Source organism: Yersinia sp. J1, assembly GCF_050586585.1.
Taxonomy (GTDB): domain Bacteria; phylum Pseudomonadota; class Gammaproteobacteria; order Enterobacterales; family Enterobacteriaceae; genus Yersinia; species Yersinia entomophaga.
This window is the reverse complement of the sequence record NZ_JBOBDP010000001.1, coordinates 83,301-100,147: the sequence shown is the minus strand read 5'-3', so window position 1 is coordinate 100,147 and position 16,847 is coordinate 83,301. Positions and strand designations below refer to the sequence as shown.

Here is a 16,847-nt window from a genome sequence, read left to right as displayed (position 1 = left end):
GCTTAGCTCTTCAGCCAGCAACAATGAGGTTTTAGGATGAAAGACTGGAATCCTGATTTGTACCGCCAGTTTGAAGCGGAGCGCACCCGACCGGCGACAGATTTACTGGCTCGCGTGGCAATCAATACGCCCGATTTTGTCAGCGATTTAGGCTGTGGGCCGGGTAATTCCACCGAATTACTGCGCCAGCGTTTTCCTCACGCCCATCTGGTGGGAATCGATAATTCTCAAGCAATGCTGGAAAGCGCGCAAAAGCGGCTGCCAGACTGTAAATTTCAACCTGCGGACATTCAGCATTGGCAACCTCCTCAGCCGCAAAATGTGATTTACGCCAACGCCTCCCTGCAATGGTTAGAAAATCATCGCCTTTTGATTCCTCAATTGATGAGCCATTTGGCCCCGCAGGGTATTCTGGCAATCCAAATGCCCGATAACCGTGACGAACACAGCCACTGTGCCATGCGAGAAGTCGCCGCTGAAGGCCGCTGGCAACAACAATTAGCGGCAAGTAACGCTGAACGCGTTAAAATTTTGTCTGCCAGCGAATATTACGATCTGCTGGCTCCTCTTGCTCAACGCGTGGATATCTGGCGAACTCGCTATTTCCACCCGATGCCTTCGGCTCAGGCGATCGTTGACTGGGTACGATCCACCGGCTTACGTCCTTTTATTGACCCTTTGAATGAAACCGATCGGCAAGATTTCTTGCAAGCTTATCTGCTAAAAATCACGGCGGCCTATCCGGTACACAGCAATGGCAACCTGCTGCTGGCTTTCCCTCGCCTGTTTATCATCGCTCAAACGGCCTGAAGTGTTTTTCTTCCTTGCAGATAGAATAACCCTGCCGCTATCAGCGAGGTATTCATTTGCTTACTCCCGATGAATATCAGCCCGTATATTGCTCTGATTTATAACCCAGAAAACCTCTCAATTACCCCTTGTTTGAGCCTATTATTACAATAGCTTTATTTCATAAATAATTATCTTTATCTTAGTGAGCAGGAATTAAAGGCCGCAGTCATGTAAATATGGACATCTTATTGTTTCGCGCAGGTTAAATAACTGAATTTATCCAAAAACAAATAGGCCCGTGAGCACAGATGAATAAATGCTTCAGCTAATTTATTTTAAATCATAACGTTACCAAAAACTTATTCAGTCATGGTCTATGACTAATTATCTGACGTTATAACCAATTTAATTGATAGGCCGTATTGGAGCAACGAAATTATATAACCCTGCTATACTTGATCCGGTAAAGAAATTAATAACCAATACAGCATGAGGATACCTATTATGAGTACCGCTAAACTGGTAAAAACGAAATCTTCTGACCTGCTTTACACCCGTAATGATTTGGATGAAAGCGTAAAAATTGGCGCAATCAAAGCGCTGAACCACATGCTGATTCAATTTATCGATCTGTCATTGATCACCAAACAGGCTCACTGGAACATGCGCGGCGCCAATTTTATTGCCGTTCATGAAATGCTGGATGGCTTCCGTACCGCCATTACCGGGCACCTGGATACCTTTGCAGAGCGCGCGGTGCAACTCGGTGGCGTAGCGCTGGGAACAGTCCAAGTCGTCAACGATAAATCACCGTTGAAAAGCTATCCGACTAATATTCATAGCGTGCAAGAGCATCTGAAAGCGCTGGCCGACCGCTATGCGGTGGTAGCGAATGATATTCGTAAGGCGATTACTCAGGTCGAAGACGAAGACACTGCGGATATGTTTACCGCCGCCTCTCGCGATCTGGATCAGTTCCTGTGGTTTATCGAAGCCAATATCGAATAATTTAATTAATAATTGTTAGATGAAACACTATGGAGGGTCGGCTTAGCTGGCCCTTATGCTTTTCGGAGGACACTGACGATGGCAAGCGGATGGGCCGGAGACGGCGCAGTGCAAGACCAGATTGATTCCACCCTTGACGATGCGGTTCAGCGGGCACGTCAGGCGCTGGGTAAGGGCGAGAGTGCTTGTTACTGCCTGGAATGTGGTGAAAAAATTCCTGAGGCGCGTAGAAAAGCGCTAACCGGCGTTCGATATTGTATCAATTGTCAAAAAATCCTCGATAAACAACAGGCTGATCACGCTGGCTATAACCGCCGGGGCAGTAAAGACAGCCAGTTACGCTAACTTCTCTTTCTTCTCTTATACTCTCTCATACTCACTCGCTTATACCGACTGTTTAACCCTTCGTTATTTCTATCATCAATAAATGTCGATCATTATTTTTTGCGTATAAAAAACCTGAACTCACCCGCATTTTGTTATTTAACTGTTAAACTATAATCATTAATTATTGACTAATTAGTTACTGATGGGTTACTCATGGAGAGATTGCACCAAAATGGTAAAAACGCACCATTGTGGTGACCCATAGCAGTGCAAAATACAGTAACTAAGTAGTTGCAACCTAATTATTTAGATTAATTGCTTTATTTTTAAAAGACTTGCAATTTTGGCACGATCTTTTCATATTGCTCCCTGAATTATAAAAAAACGGATCTCCTCCACTCAAAGTACAAAGGAACTCCCACATATGAAGTCACTTGTAAAAGTTTCATTGGCCGCAATCACTCTGGCCTTTGCAATAAGTTCTCACGCAGCGGACAAACTGATTGTTGCCACGGATACCGCTTTCGTTCCTTTCGAATTTAAACAAGGGGATAAATACGTTGGTTTTGATGTTGACCTTTGGGCCGCCATTGCCAAAGAGCTGAATCTGGATTATGAGCTGAAACCCATGGATTTCAGCGGCATCATTCCTGCTTTGCAAACCAAGAACGTTGATTTGGCACTAGCCGGTATCACCATTACGGACGAGCGCAAAAAAGCCGTTGATTTCTCTGATGGTTATTACAACAGTGGCCTGCTGGTCATGGTAAAAACCACCAATAATGACATCAAAGGCGAAGCCGACCTGAAAGGCAAAGTTGTTGCAGTGAAAAGCGGCACCGGCTCTGTTGATTACGCGAAAGCCAACATCAAAACCAAAGATCTGCGTCAGTTCCCTAACATTGACAACGCCTACCTGGAATTAGGTACTGGCCGCGCGGATGCAGTTTTGCATGACACGCCAAACATCCTTTATTTCATTAAAACTGCCGGCAATGGCCAGTTTAAAGCGGTGGGTGATTCCATCAAAGCTCAGCAATACGGTATCGCCTTCCCACAGGGCAGCGAATTGCGTGTGAAGGTAAATGCTGCACTGAAAACATTGAAAGAGAACGGCACTTACAACGAAATCTATAAAAAATGGTTTGGTGTTGAACCTAAGTAATTAATTTTTGCCGTTTTTAGACCAGGAGAATATCCATGCAGTTTGAATGGAGCGCTATTTGGCCCGCCATACCAATCCTGCTTGAAGGCGCTAAGTTAACCCTATGGATCTCGGTCCTGGGTTTACTTGGCGGCCTGATAATTGGGGTTGTAGCCGGTTTTGCCCGTGCTTACGGTGGTTGGTTAAGTAGAAATATTGCATTAGTTTTTATTGAGTTGATTCGCGGTACACCTATCGTTGTACAGGTGATGTTTATCTATTTTGCTTTGCCAATGATGATGCCGGTACGCATCGATCCTTTCTCGGCGGCGGTAGTCACCATCATTATCAACTCCGGCGCCTATATCGCGGAAATTACCCGCGGTGCAGTGCTGTCAATCCACAATGGTTTCCGTGAAGCCGGTTTGGCTCTGGGTTTATCCAAACGCGATACCCTGCGTTACGTTATTGCCCCTCTGGCATTGCGTCGCATGTTGCCACCGCTGGGCAACCAATGGATTGTTAGCATCAAGGACACCTCACTGTTTATCGTGATCGGTGTAGCCGAACTGACTCGCCAGGGTCAGGAGATTATCGCCGGTAATTTCCGCGCCATGGAAATCTGGACGGCTGTTGCGGTGATTTACCTGATTATCACGCTGGCGCTGAGCTTTGTCCTGCGTCGGTTAGAAAGAAAACTGAAAATAATATGATTGAATTCAAGAATGTCTCCAAACACTTTGGCCAAACCCAGGTGCTGCACGATATCAATTTGAATATCACCAAGGGAGAAGTGGTGGTGATTATCGGGCCATCAGGCTCAGGTAAATCCACGTTGCTGCGCTGCATCAACAAGCTGGAAGTCATCACAAAAGGCCAACTGATTGTCGATGGTTTGGATGTTAACGACCCCAAAGTCGATGAGCGTCTGATTCGTCAGGAAGCCGGAATGGTGTTCCAGCAGTTTTATCTGTTCCCTCACTTAACCGCGCTGGAAAACGTGGCTTTTGGCCCGATTCGGGTGCGTGGAGCCAGTAAGGCTGAAGCAGAAAAACAGGCGCGAGCCCTGTTGGCAAAAGTAGGGTTGTCCGAGAGGGCGCACCATTACCCAGCCGAACTGTCTGGCGGCCAGCAACAGCGTGTGGCTATCGCCCGCGCGCTGGCGGTTAAGCCCAAACTGATGCTGTTTGATGAGCCAACCTCGGCGCTGGATCCGGAATTACGTCATGAAGTGTTGACCGTAATGAAAGATTTGGCCGAAGAAGGCATGACCATGGTCATCGTCACCCACGAAGTGGGCTTTGCACAGAAAGTGGCCTCACGCCTGATCTTTATTGATAAAGGCCGCGTGGCTGAGGATGGCGATCCTGATACGTTGATCTCCAATCCGCCAAGCGACAGGCTACGTGAGTTCTTGCAGCACGTTTCCTGATAACCCTACCCAGCGGGCGGCTACTGGCTCCCGCTGGGTATTTCACGATTTCTTATCCCCGTTTATCGCATTAACGTTTACGCTATTAATTTTTCTCAATTAACTACCGCTATAACTTTGCCGGTTTTTTATCTGCGCGAACGCCGCCATCAGCTTCACCACATCCTGCATACCAATATTGACCTGATTAATCACTTCCCCCGCATCCTGAGTGAGCGCCACGCCGCCGCCAGCTTGTTCCACGCAGGTTCCCATACCTTTAATCGCCGCGGTCACTCCGTTCTGAATCGTTTTGGTCATATGTTCGATTTCAGTGGCAGCTTGACGAGATTGATCCGCTAGCAAACGCACCTCACTGGCCACCACGGAAAATCCTTTGCCATGCTCTCCCGCATGGGCAGCCTCAATGGAAGCATTAATCGCCAGCAAATTAGTTTGAGAGGATATCTTACGAATGGACTCTACAATGGTGCCGATCTCCTTGGAACAGCGCCCTAAGTCGCTGACTACGTCCGAAGTTTCGCGGGCAATGGATTCCACTTCCAGCATGCCTTTTACCGCCTGCTGGACAATATTTGCCCCTTCGGACGCTGACTTATCGGTATTGACTGAAAGATGATGTACGTTGCGCATCAGCGCTTCTTCATGCTGCTGCTGTTGAATCAGTTGAGTAATATCCTGAGCAATTTTAACCACCTTTATCACCTGCCCATCGTGATCCATAATCGGGTTATAGCTGGCCTCCAGCCAGACATCTTCTCCACGGCTATTCATACGTTCAAAGCGGCCGACAATAAATTCGCCACGCGCCAAACGCTGCCAATGCTGGCGATATTCGTCGCTATGGGCAAACTCAGGCTTACAGAGAATCTGATGGGGTTTATGCTGAATATCCCGAAGAGAGTAACCGATGATATTTAATAGATTATCGTTGGCATCCAGAATAATGCCTGCGGGCGTGAAAGTTATCATGCCCATTGAACGATTTAGGGCTTTTAGCAGACTTTGGTGCTCTTGAGACTGTAAAATTCGCTCGGTGACATCGCTGGCAATCTTGATTATCTCCACCACTTTCCCCTGCCTATCCAGCACTGGCGTGTAAGTCCCCTGCAACCAGACCACCGAGCCATCTTTGCGAATACGTTTAATATTATCGGTGATCGGCTTTCCCTGATTTAATATCTGCCAGTGGCGTTGATAGGCTTCGCTTGCGACATAATTGGGATCGCAAAATATTCGATGATGCTTGCCTATTATCTCTTCACGCTGATATCCCATTGCCTGTAGAAATAACTGATTTGCCTGTATTACCGTCCCATCTGGCTTAAATATAATCATCGGTACTGCGCTATCTATCGAGGTTAATTCGGAACGCCAGGGCGCATGAGAAGATCGTAAATTTAAGAACATAGCTGAGAGTCCTTATGGCGAATAATGAATAAGCCGAGGCCTTATCTTTATCAACATGCCTTTTTACAAAAAACATGCCAAAGCCCGAAGAACATTAAAAATGTCCTCCGCAAGCTTTAGTCTTCACCCTGGGAGAATGAGACATTGCTGTAAAATCAGAGAAAGTCACAACGAAAAATTTTGTAATTTGTATGATTATTAGCAGGCTATATTGCCCGTCGGGTATTTATCCTCTAAGCGTAGAACAAAGTAATGATATTGTTAACTGCTCGACACAATAACCGGATAAAAACTGTGATTACTTTTGATGAAATGGCTGGAAAGGCGGGTGAATAAAGCAAAAAGTGGGAGATCGCAGAAATAAAATAGGGCCCGACAACATTTGGCAGATAACGCTACCGTTGCCGCCGAGCCAAGAGTTGATTTAATACTTTTAATCAATACTTTCAACCAATTATATTCAACCGAATAGCAGGCTACGTTACCAGCGTTCAGCCACCCAGGCCGCCTGTTGCTCTTCAGTCTGAAATGTCCAGGCCACAAAACGGCTGACTTTTTGCCCTTGCGCCATATCAATAGTGCGAACCTCTACCGCCTTAGCGTAGCGTAAAGCGTGATAAATCGCTGGTAGGCTGGTTTTTTTCGATACCAATGAAGTGAACCACAGGCAATTATTGCCCCTCGCGACGCTTTCTTGCACCATGCGAGTGACAAAACCCTCTTCGCCGCCCTCGCACCACAGTTCGCTATTCTTGCCGCCAAAGTTCTGCACCGGCTTAGCCGCCACTTCACCTTTGCCCAATTTGTGCAATTTACGGCGAGTTGTCGCCGCAGCTTCTTCCGCAGAACCGTGGAACGGAGGGTTACACAGGGTGACGTCATAACGTTCGTTAACTGCCCAAACGCCTTCGAAGATAGCTTGAGGCTGCTTTTGCAATTTCAGACGTAGCGTATTTCTCAGGGTCGGGTTCATCGATACCACCATTTTCGCCGCGTTCAGCGCATGCGGATCGATTTCCGTACCGGTAAAGCGCCAGCCGTACTCACGCTGACCGATAATTGGATAAATACAGTTGGCCCCCACGCCGACATCTAATACCGCCACGCTTTTCCCCTGAGGAATCACGCCGCCATTGCAGCTAGCCAACAAATCGGCCAAATGATGCAGATAATCTGCACGCCCTGGAATCGGTGGGCAAAGATAATCTGCAGGAATATCCCAGAATTCAATGCCGTAGAAATGTTTTAACAGCGCCCGGTTTAACATTTTTACCGCCGCGGGATCGGCAAAATCCACGGAAATATCACCGTAAGCGTTCGGAGCCAAAAATGCGCTTAATTCAGGGCAACTGGCTGAAAGCGCATCAAAATCGTAGCGGGAACGATGGCGATTTCGGGGATGTAATCCGCTTTTTTCTTTGGGAAAGATTTTTTTGTTTTCCATCGTCTTCAGTCTCTGATAGGCATTTTCTGGCGCGTAAGATAGCATAAATCGCCTTAAAACGGGCGAGTGACAAAACAGGCCGCCAATAACCTGTTAATTTTCCAGCGAGAGTGCGCGAAATTCCGTTTAGCCACTAAGCTGACTTCTTATGATAAACCTGATGTAGGGATGTTATGAGTACCGAAGACGATTACTATTATGAGCCCGCCAGCGGCCACGGCCTGCCCCACGACCCATTAAACGCCATTATCGGCCCACGACCTATCGGCTGGATTTCCTCTGTTAGCGCCAAAGGCCAGCGTAATCTGGCTCCTTACAGCTTTTTTAACTGCTTTAGCTATACGCCACCTATCATCGGTTTTTCCAGCAACGGTTGGAAAGACAGCGTGGCTAATATTGTGGAAACCGGCGAGTTCGTCTGGAATCTGGCCACCCGCCAGTTAGCAGAGGCGATGAATAACAGCTCCGCCCCGCTCTCGCGGGAGCAGGATGAATTCCAGTTTGCCGGTTTAACGCCGCAACCCAGCCGGTTAATCGCCGTAGATCGCGTCGCGGAAAGTCCGGTGAACTTTGAATGTAAACTCACGCAATGCATTCAGTTAAAGGCCGCCGACGGCAGCAATACCAATAGCTGGCTGGTGCTAGGAGAAGTGATTGCGGTGCATATTAATCGTCAATTGCTAGACAGTAACGGCACCTATCTGACCACGGCGGCGCAGCCTATTCTGCGAGGAGGCGGGCCGAGTGCTTATTATGGCGTCACCGAAGAGCAGCGCTTTGATATGCTGCGTCCGCAGGGGGTCGCCGCACGTTAGTTTTTGTTCATAAAAATTGAATTAGATTCTCAATTCTATCCGGTTTCATAAATATCACAGAGGCGTAACATAGCTTCTATCGAAAGGAAACGCCCTTTCACTCTAACGAAATCGGATAGGATTACATCATGAAAAACATCAAAAACTTTGTTGCAGTTCTCGCTCTAACTACCCTTTCATTTGCCAGCGTTGCCGCTGAACACGTTAATAGACAGGACGCGGCTCAGTACCAGAAAGCAGGCGTCATTTCCGTTAGCGGCGCAACTGACCTGAGCAGCCTGAAAGCACAGTTAGCTGAAAAAGCTGATGCTGCTGGCGCTAAAGCCTTCACCATTACTTCTGCAACCGGTAACAACCTGATGCACGGCACCGCAGTGATTTATCACTAATATTCCTCAGCCGTTCGAAAATGTCCATCAGCACCCCCTGATGGGCATTTTTCGATCTATTCTGTTGATTACAAGGCATTAATAGCATTGGCGAAAGCGCGACACATCGCTTCGTCCCCATGCTGATTATCAGCCAGCACACGTTCACCATCGACCACTCGAATACTGACATTCAGATCAAAATCAGCCGCTGGCTGTGGCCGCTGCGCCGCGCTGGCAATAGCGTCCTGCGCGGCTGCCCACGCTTGCTCAACCGTTTGATTGCAGGCCGCCGCCAGATAAGCGGGATTAAATCCTTCGCCAGTCAAACTCCGTAAGGTTTCATCATGGCTAACGCTATTACCGGGACGCCAGTAATGTTCCGCCAGATCCGAGCCAATTGCCGGGTTATCGGTTAAATAGCCGTCGCGTTGCAGGAAGAAGGCGCGCGTTTGCTCTACCGCCATCAACGCCAATAGATAACCCTGATAGGAGCAGGCCGATTCCATTGATAATAAATGAGGAATCGCCAGCGTTGGCCTTGGGCTGGCGTTAATACCCAGAATCTTTTGCTCAATATCTCGCGCCAGCTGGGTAATTGCCTGCGGCGTTAGCTGCACGTCATCCCATTGATACAAAGCCCACTCAAAGTAAGGCACCAGTAAAATATGACGCTCATTGAATGCGCGCATCGGTTGCTTGGATTCAATATTGTCGCGAATCAATTCATCTGGCAGCGGTTCACCGGCAGCATTTTTAGCGTAACGTTTTAACCAATCCGCATCGTCCAGCAGGCTATCGCAGAACATCGACTGAGTTTCTGCATAAGCCATTGAGGTCGGTGGAAATTCCTGCGAGAAACAAGGCGCATTTTGCACAATATTAGCAAAATGCGCCGCGTGGCCGCCTTCATGGAACAGCGTATTCAAACCTGAAGCTCCACTTCCCACCTGATCGGGTTTCGCCAAACTGGTAAAATTGATCCGCGCCGGTATCCATTTACCCTGCTGAACAAATGGCGGCACCGGGCCATGCATAAAACCATTTTCATATTTTCCAGCGCGAACCAGTAAATCCAAATTCATCTCCGCGCCGCGAAAACCAATGTGCAGGCGCTTAAAACTGTTGATCCAGCGATCTAATGATTCGGCAAAAGGAAAATAAGGATCGAGCTGACGAGTGACGTCTCCAGCGCTGGCAAAACGGATATTCCAAGCTTCTAATGCAGACTCCCCTTGTTTTTCCGCCAGTTGTTGCAGGCTACGGCGGTTCGCTTCACGAGTTTGCTGTTCAAAAGTATCCAGAATGGCAAACAGTTGTTCCGGCATCATCTGTTCGGTTTTATTAACTTTATAGTCAAAATAGTTACGATACCCCATCTGGCGAGCAAATCGGTTACGCAAGATAATCAACTCAGGCAAGCCATTGTGCAACAGCCATTGCTCTACTTCGCGCAGCGCCTGCTGAGAACTTTGTCGGTAAGTTTCATTTTCATTAGTAGCCTGATTGGTCAGCAACTCGCCCAGGGAAGCCGCGACTTTTTCACCTTTAGCATTAAAATGCATTGGCTGGTGAGTTTTGCGCCGCTGATAAAGATCGGACTCGAAGGCAATAATTTCATCTAGCAAAGCCTGCGCCTGAGGATCTTCAATGGCATTACAGTCAAAAAAGCGATACCAGCCCCGCAGCCCGTGAAGCAAATCCTGATTTTCCGGCGTTTTTGGCTGGGCTTCTAATGCCGTAATCAGCTCACGCAGCTCTTTTAAACGGCGACTTTCCGCAATAAACCTTTTGTATGCCGTCTCCGCCGCCGAGAATTGCTTCCCAACGTCGGCATCCCCCAAACCCATGTAATTCTGCCAAAACAGGTCTTCTTTGGCCTGATGCACTGCCAGATAATCTTGATTCAACGCGTTGAAATAACTCAAAGCCTGTTGCATAGGATTCCTTCCATCATTGATAGGGTTATCACGCTAAAAGCCCTCACCGACCTGATGCCAGCGGGAAGCCAATCAGGACCAATACTGGCGGAAACCGCGCAGTTTATTCTGTGAAAACCGGATTATTTAGCAGCAAATTGCCGCAATGCCTGCTCTACCGATATTGCCTGCCCGGCAATAACCTGACAGCAGGCTAACTGCTTGAGGATCGACAACGGAACCAGCACCTCGCCAGCCAGACAGCGTTCAATCCAGCGGGCAGTTTCTGCTGCATCTTTGGATACAGGTAGATCAGGCACGCCGCTTTCTTCTGCACGCTCCAGCAAGACTCTTTGCTCACCGCCAACGATCGCGTGGAGCGGTGGGCAGCGCAGCGGATTAGCGTAAACTTCCCCTTCAGTTCCCTGTAGCAGCAACGCCGGCGCGCCAATAGCCTGAAAGAATCGACCGACCTTTTGCATATATTCTGGATGCGAAACGCTGGCCAAACGCAGCGCTCGCTGATGCAGAAATGGCGTCGCCAGTTTTGCCAAGGTATGGCTGCTATTACGCACCCCCATACGCCAGCGCATTTGTAGCTGACAATCTAACTCTGGGGAAAATGCAGATACCGGAATAAATACCGGCTGGCCGTTATCCAACCGAGTTTGAGCATCTTCTTTTGTCTCAGACCAAGGCATGCCTAGCGCCTGAAAAATCTCAGCGCTGGTCACGCGAGTGCTATCTTCGGTCACGCCGTGTACGACCACCGGCAGCCCTAAACGCGACAACAGTAACGCCAGAAGCGGTGTCAAATTAGCCTGTTTACGCGCACCGTTATAGCTGGGGATAACCACCGGCATTGGCCGACCTTCAGGAGCCTGTAGCGCCATCACTTGCTGTTGCATAGCCTGATAAAAACCGAGGATTTCCTCCTCCGATTCCCCTTTGATACGAAAAGCAATCAGAATGCCCCCCAGCTCCAGTTCAGGCACCTGCCCCGCCAGCATTCGTTGATAAAGCTCACAGGCTGTCTGCTGATCCAAATCGCGGGCGTGATTTTTGCCACGTCCTACTTCTTTGATAATTTTGCGGTAATCCATCAACAAAGGCTTCCTCTCGCTATTTTGTTTAGCATAACTCAGGTTTGATCCGGCTAAAACCGGCTCACTTACTCCCAGGGAGCCTGCGGTGTAAATGCCTCCACCAGCCTATCAATCGCCGCCCGAATCCGCGCGGGCATCACCTGCCCTTTTAGCCAGACAATATTAATCGGTGAACCGGCGCCAGTGTTGCCTGGCAAGGTTTCCATCAATCGACCGCTTTGCAGCGCAGGGTTGACGAGCCAGCGCGGCAGTAGTGCGATACCGTGCCCCGCTTCCGCAGCCGTGGCTACCGCCGCCATATTATCCAATCGTAAACGACTGGCTGGCGTTATAGATTCGGTTTTGCCTGCGTCATTCACTAAACGCCACGTTTGGCTGCGACCATTTCGTAACAAACTAATCGTGCGATGATGCGCTAAATCCGAAATGGAAGTGGGATGACCATAGGTAGCTAAGTAATCAGCACTGGCGCACAACACCCACTGTTGTTCTCCCAGTTTTCGCGCCGCCAACCCGGCAACATCACCAATATGCCCAATACGCACAGCCAGATCGACGCCTTCCTCCGCAAAATCCACTGTGCGATTGGAAAACAAAATTTCCAGCTGTAGCGCGGGAAAACTGTCGGCTAATTCGAGCAACGGCGACATCACCCACTGCTGGCCGAACAATATCGGCAATGACACGCGCAAGCGCCCGCTGGGAGCCACGGCTCGCGCCGCCAACTGAATCTCTGCGGCGTCCAGCGCATCCAGCGCTTTTACGCAATCCTCATAGAAAATCTGCCCTTCGTCGGTGAGAGAGAGGCTACGAGTGGTGCGCTGAAACAAACGCACCGACAGGCGGGATTCTAGCCGCGCCACTGCTTTACCCACCGCTGAGCGGGATAAACCAAGCTGTTCTGCAGCACGGCTAAAACTGCCAGCCTGCGCCGCCTGGACAAAAGCTCGTATGCCGTGCAAACGATCGCCGGAAATCATCACTTTCTCCTTATCAAAGCCCAATGAATATCACCCATCTTAAATAAATCTGTACTGATTGATACCCCATTGGAGAATTTAATTCCGCTATAAAAAGAAAAAATGGCGCAACTGAGTCACTTAACTAGCCACTACACCGTGAGGGTTTCTTCTTCCCGGATTATGCCTATGTCCTCAGCGCTCACTTCGGATTTACCTCTGACCCGTCGACAATAGGCTCTCATGCTGACCGGTATCAGTCTGGCCAGTTCTTTAGGTTGTATCGATTTGACTATCGTCAATACCGCGGTTCCCGCCATTCAACAGGCATTTTCCGCCAGCGCGGAAAACCTACAGTGAGGCGTTTTATTGTTCCTGATGGCACTCTGCGCTTTTATGGTCACCGCGGGTCGCTACGCTCGCCGTCGGATACTTTATCTGGGGATGCCGCTGTTTGGCTTATCATTACCAAGCGCTGGCCTGGCCGATAGCATTTGGATGATGAATCTCTTTCGCTTATTACAGTGAGCAATCTGGGTTGTACTTTATACGTAACGGTCAGCCTGATGGCCGCCTTTCCCGAAACAAGCCCGCACCAGAGATAGGCACTTTGTTGGGCGTAAACGAGCCGGGATGGGCGATTGGGCCGGTGGTGGGCAGAATACGGGTTAGCACCTTAGGCTGGCGTTGGGTATTTTTACTCAATTTAGCGCTGATTTTACTGAGCTTTGCCGGCTGTCGGGGCAAAGTATGCGAATTGCTCCTTGATACAGGCCAGCAGAGATTGGATATTATCTGTCTACTATTGCTGATTAGCGTGCTGACCATTTTACTGTCAGGTATCAATCATGGCGGCCTGTGGGGTTGGATAAGCGGTAAAACTTTGGAGATTTTGTTGCTGGCCGCGCGAGGAAAACGCCCCCGCAGCCCAATCGGCGTCGCGGGGAGCGGATAATTAGAATCAGGTCTTCGACGCCGTAGGGCTAAACAACGCACGGTAAAGGCCACCGCCCAAAGCACCGCCTATCAGCGGCGCTAACCAGAATACCCAAAGCTGCTGTAAGGCAATTCCACCGGCAAAAATGGCCACTCCAGTACTTCGCGCTGGATTAACCGAGGTATTATCCACCGGAATAGAGATCAAATGGATTAAGGTTAAACATAAACCTATGGCTAACGGCGCTGCCGCGGCGGGTGAACGGGAATCCGTCGCGCCCATAATCACCATCACAAACCCCATTGTCAGAATCACTTCGGCAATCAACACCGATTGCAAACTGTAGCCCCCCGGAGAACGCACGCCGTAACCATTGCTGGCAAAGCCTGCGGTGACGTCGAATCCGGCCTTACCACTGGCGATAAGATACAATACCGTGGCACCGGCTAATCCCCCCAGAACCTGCGCAATAATATAGGGAATCAACTGCGCGCCGGAAAATCGCCCACCCACCCAGAGCCCCAGCGACACCGCTGGATTAAAATGCCCGCCGGAGACGTGGCCCAAAGCATAAGCCATAGTGACGACGGTTAAACCAAACGCCAATGCGACGCCCAGAAAACCGATTCCCGCCACTGGAAACATAGCCGCCAACACCGCACTACCGCAGCCCCCCAAAACTAACCAGAAAGTACCGATAAACTCTGCCATAACCTGTTTCATGCTGCTTACCTCAGACGCCGGATAGACCCTTAAAATGGGCTGGAAGCTGAACTACGCCACTGCCGGAGGTACGCCCAGACTTAACTCGTATGAGTTGGCAAATAAGAGTTAACTGACCTGCGGCTAATTTAATCTTAGCCACGGATTTTTTTGAGGTGAAAGAGAATTGCGTGAAACCGTTTGAAATGCCTGGCTACAAATAAAAATGGCAATGAATTGCTCACTGCCATTCGCTTATTTTTCACCACGTCGTTAGCTGCCCAACGTAACGTCCGTGCGGCGACGTTTAGGGGCTTTTTTTCGCGTAGTCGCTGCTTTAACCGAGGTTTTTTTCGCCGCAATAGGCACCGCTACCGCCTCTGGCATCTCCGGCTGTTCAATAGGGAAAACGGGCAACGCCGCCAATAAGCGTGAGCCGTAGCCTTTGGTCAGTAAACGGCGATCATAAATGACAATTTCGCCGTGGCACTCATTACTGCGGATCAAGCGCCCCACCTGCTGAATCAGGTTAAATGAAGCGCTAGGTAAACTTTGCACTTCAAACGGATAGCGTTTTAATGATTTCAGCCATTCTCCTTCCGTCAAAATCACCGGGCTATCAATCGGCGGAAATGCAATCTTATGGATATGCACCTGCGTCAGTAACTCCCCTTTCAGATCCAGGCCTTCCGCGAAGGATTGCAAACCGATGAGTACGCTGGGCGTGCCTTTTGTCACCCGTTTACGATGCTCTTCAACCAACCGGTAGCGCGGCTGATCACCTTGAACCAGCAGCATTAAACGCAGATCGGTGATGTGGCTCAGAAAGGTTTGCATCGCCCGATGGCTGCTAAACAAAATCAACATACCTTTATGGCGACCGCTGGCCTGTTCGGCTCGGAAATACTGCGCCATTTCGGCCAAATGCTCCGCTTCGTTCGCCATCGTCGGTTCGACGCGCATTTTGGGAATAACCAGCTTGCCCTGCTCAACGTGGTTAAACGGGGAGGAAAGCGCCACAAAACGATCCCCGGTCTTTTCGCTCAAACCAGAGAGTTCCTGTAGGCGAGCAAAGCTGTTGAGGGAACGCAGCGTAGCCGACGTCACAATGACATGGGGGACTTTGCGCCACAGCATTTTATCTAACTGATCACTCACGCGAATCCCCACGCAGTGGAAGGACAGATGAGTTTGATTTTCGCGATATTCCCGCGTAACCCATTTAGAAATAGGCGCATTTGAAGCTTTATCCATTGCGGCCAGACGCCACAGTTTGGTCATTGCCTCCAGATAACCGAAGGTACGGCTCATCTGTAAAATCGCCCGATGCAGCCGCACGATATCGTGCTTACCGGTTTGTTCGGTTAAATCATTAAGAACAAACTCGGCTAAACCGCGTAGTGCATCGGTTAACTTAAATAATTTGGCGCAGCTTTCTGTCAGGCTTTCCGGCAGGATGCCCATTTCAAAACGATAAGTAGCTTGAATACTATCCGTAGGAAGCAATTGGCTAACCTGTTGTTCTACGTTCAGAATCAGCTCCCGCATCTGCTCGCAGTGATCTTTTAACCGTTCCGAATTAGCCAGTTTAGGCGGGTTTTTCGGCCGATATTGCACCATGCACTGATCCACCAGGCGGGCAATCATATCCAACTGCATATTGGCAAAAACGGCGGTGATCTCACCTTCGATCTCCAACGCATCCCGCGCCACATCTGGCAGGTGATGCCCCTCATCTAGCACCAATAATAATTCTTTTGGATTCGGTAATACCGATTCAGTTTCCAGCGCCGCCATGACCAAAGCATGGTTGGCTACCACCACATCGGCGGTTTCGATCTCTTTACGCGCAATATAGAACGGACATTCACGAAAATAATGACAGTTGCGCCCTAAGCAGTTGGCTTTATCAGTGCTGAGCTTGCCCCACAGAGAATCGCTGATAGATTGTTGATGATGATCGCGCAGCCCATCCCAAACGTGGCTGCTCAACGCTTTAGACAGGCCCACGCAGGTTGCCTGCTCCTCGCCGTTGGCTGGCGCCAGCTCATCGCCCAAAAACAGCGATAAATCGCCCTGGCCAGAGACATCGGTACACATGGCGGCCAGATTTCGCGGGCAAACATAGCGTCCGCGCCCAAATGCGCCGGTAAATTTCAAATCGGGAATAATTTTTTTCAGTAACGGCAAATCCTTGCTGTAAATCTGATCCTGCAGCGCCACGTTAGCGGTGCTCACCACCAGCGGCTTGGTTTCCGCGCGGCCGATCGCAATACCGGGAATCAGGTACGACAAGGTCTTCCCCACGCCGGTTGGGGCTTCGATAGCCAAATGTCGTCCGGCATCGCCGGCCAGCGTTTTCGCCACTTCAGCTATCATTTGACGCTGCGGAGCGCGAGAAACAAAGTCCGGAATCTGTTGCCCAAGGGCCTTATACCACTGGCTGATTTGATCTTTTACTGCGGGGGATAACGCCATGCATAT

General features: G+C 49.5%; 17 protein-coding genes. 10 read left to right on the top strand and 7 right to left on the bottom strand.

What is annotated here, in order from left to right; genetic code table 11:
* Positions 1–36 precede the first annotated feature (36 nt).
* From tam to glnQ, 6 genes are all read left to right on the top strand, one after another.
* Positions 37–810 carry a trans-aconitate 2-methyltransferase gene (gene tam, locus ACQ4OC_RS00450; protein WP_064512685.1) on the top strand — a complete coding sequence of 258 codons (774 nt, stop codon included), beginning with the start codon at positions 37–39 and terminating at the stop codon, positions 808–810.
* Positions 811–1,296: 486 nt separating this feature from the next.
* Positions 1,297–1,800, top strand: a complete 504-nt coding sequence (gene dps, locus ACQ4OC_RS00445; RefSeq protein ID WP_049596635.1) for a DNA starvation/stationary phase protection protein Dps — start codon at positions 1,297–1,299, stop codon at positions 1,798–1,800.
* 78 nt (positions 1,801–1,878) lie between these two features.
* Positions 1,879–2,145 (top strand): DksA/TraR family C4-type zinc finger protein, encoded by a 267-nt coding sequence (locus ACQ4OC_RS00440; protein ID WP_430970835.1) that lies wholly within the window; start codon positions 1,879–1,881, stop codon positions 2,143–2,145.
* Between the two features lie 406 nt (positions 2,146–2,551).
* A complete protein-coding gene (gene glnH, locus ACQ4OC_RS00435) occupies positions 2,552–3,292 on the top strand; it encodes a glutamine ABC transporter substrate-binding protein GlnH (protein ID WP_064512681.1) in 741 nt (246 codons plus the stop codon).
* Between the two features lie 35 nt (positions 3,293–3,327).
* Entirely contained in the window at positions 3,328–3,984 is a 657-nt protein-coding gene (gene glnP, locus ACQ4OC_RS00430) for a glutamine ABC transporter permease GlnP (RefSeq protein ID WP_042528064.1), read from the top strand.
* Entirely contained in the window at positions 3,981–4,703 is a 723-nt protein-coding gene (glnQ, locus tag ACQ4OC_RS00425; RefSeq protein ID WP_064512679.1) for a glutamine ABC transporter ATP-binding protein GlnQ, read from the top strand. The genes glnP and glnQ overlap by 4 nt, the downstream gene beginning before the upstream one ends.
* Positions 4,704–4,802: 99 nt before the next feature.
* On the opposite strand, the gene ACQ4OC_RS00420 is transcribed toward glnQ, so the two are convergent.
* Positions 4,803–6,113 (bottom strand): methyl-accepting chemotaxis protein, encoded by a 1,311-nt coding sequence (locus ACQ4OC_RS00420; protein WP_120805953.1) that lies wholly within the window; start codon positions 6,111–6,113, stop codon positions 4,803–4,805.
* A 481-nt stretch (positions 6,114–6,594) separates the two neighbouring features.
* The gene (rlmF, locus tag ACQ4OC_RS00415; protein WP_179207934.1) at positions 6,595–7,557 is read right to left on the bottom strand and encodes a 23S rRNA (adenine(1618)-N(6))-methyltransferase RlmF; all 963 of its coding nucleotides are present in this window, start codon (positions 7,555–7,557) and stop codon (positions 6,595–6,597) included.
* 173 nt (positions 7,558–7,730) lie between these two features.
* Between rlmF and ACQ4OC_RS00410 the strand changes: the two genes are divergently transcribed.
* Positions 7,731–8,372, top strand: coding sequence for a flavin reductase family protein (locus ACQ4OC_RS00410; protein WP_064512675.1), 642 nt, complete (start codon positions 7,731–7,733; stop codon positions 8,370–8,372).
* Positions 8,373–8,500: 128 nt separating this feature from the next.
* Positions 8,501–8,761 carry a multiple stress resistance protein BhsA gene (bhsA, locus tag ACQ4OC_RS00405; RefSeq protein ID WP_064512674.1) on the top strand — a complete coding sequence of 87 codons (261 nt, stop codon included), beginning with the start codon at positions 8,501–8,503 and terminating at the stop codon, positions 8,759–8,761.
* A 68-nt stretch (positions 8,762–8,829) separates the two neighbouring features.
* Here the strand turns inward: bhsA and ACQ4OC_RS00400 are convergent, their stop codons facing one another.
* The 3 genes from ACQ4OC_RS00400 to ACQ4OC_RS00390 all read right to left on the bottom strand — a co-directional run bounded on the left by ACQ4OC_RS00400 (position 8,830) and on the right by ACQ4OC_RS00390 (position 12,769).
* Positions 8,830–10,680 (bottom strand): M3 family metallopeptidase, encoded by a 1,851-nt coding sequence (locus tag ACQ4OC_RS00400; protein WP_064512672.1) that lies wholly within the window; start codon positions 10,678–10,680, stop codon positions 8,830–8,832.
* Positions 10,681–10,802: 122 nt separating this feature from the next.
* Positions 10,803–11,762: a DNA-binding protein YbiB gene (gene ybiB, locus ACQ4OC_RS00395; RefSeq protein ID WP_064512670.1), complete on the bottom strand. Its 960-nt coding sequence runs from the start codon at positions 11,760–11,762 to the stop codon at positions 10,803–10,805.
* Between the two features lie 68 nt (positions 11,763–11,830).
* The gene (locus tag ACQ4OC_RS00390) at positions 11,831–12,769 is read right to left on the bottom strand and encodes a LysR family transcriptional regulator (RefSeq protein WP_430970834.1); all 939 of its coding nucleotides are present in this window, start codon (positions 12,767–12,769) and stop codon (positions 11,831–11,833) included.
* A 333-nt stretch (positions 12,770–13,102) separates the two neighbouring features.
* Here ACQ4OC_RS00390 and ACQ4OC_RS00385 point away from each other — a divergent pair, with 333 nt between their 5' ends.
* Both ACQ4OC_RS00385 and ACQ4OC_RS00380 read left to right on the top strand, forming a co-directional pair.
* Positions 13,103–13,252 carry a hypothetical protein gene (locus ACQ4OC_RS00385; protein WP_430970833.1) on the top strand — a complete coding sequence of 50 codons (150 nt, stop codon included), beginning with the start codon at positions 13,103–13,105 and terminating at the stop codon, positions 13,250–13,252.
* 10 nt (positions 13,253–13,262) lie between these two features.
* The gene (locus tag ACQ4OC_RS00380; RefSeq protein ID WP_430970832.1) at positions 13,263–13,679 is read left to right on the top strand and encodes a hypothetical protein; all 417 of its coding nucleotides are present in this window, start codon (positions 13,263–13,265) and stop codon (positions 13,677–13,679) included.
* A 6-nt stretch (positions 13,680–13,685) separates the two neighbouring features.
* Here ACQ4OC_RS00380 and aqpZ read toward each other — a convergent pair whose 3' ends face one another.
* Together aqpZ and dinG are read right to left on the bottom strand one after the other, a co-directional pair.
* Positions 13,686–14,420, bottom strand: a complete 735-nt coding sequence (gene aqpZ, locus ACQ4OC_RS00375) for an aquaporin Z (RefSeq protein ID WP_268806863.1) — start codon at positions 14,418–14,420, stop codon at positions 13,686–13,688.
* Between the two features lie 216 nt (positions 14,421–14,636).
* Complete coding sequence (dinG, locus tag ACQ4OC_RS00370) at positions 14,637–16,841, bottom strand: ATP-dependent DNA helicase DinG (protein ID WP_064512663.1); 2,205 nt, start codon at positions 16,839–16,841, stop codon at positions 14,637–14,639.
* Between the last annotated feature and the right edge of the window lie 6 nt (positions 16,842–16,847).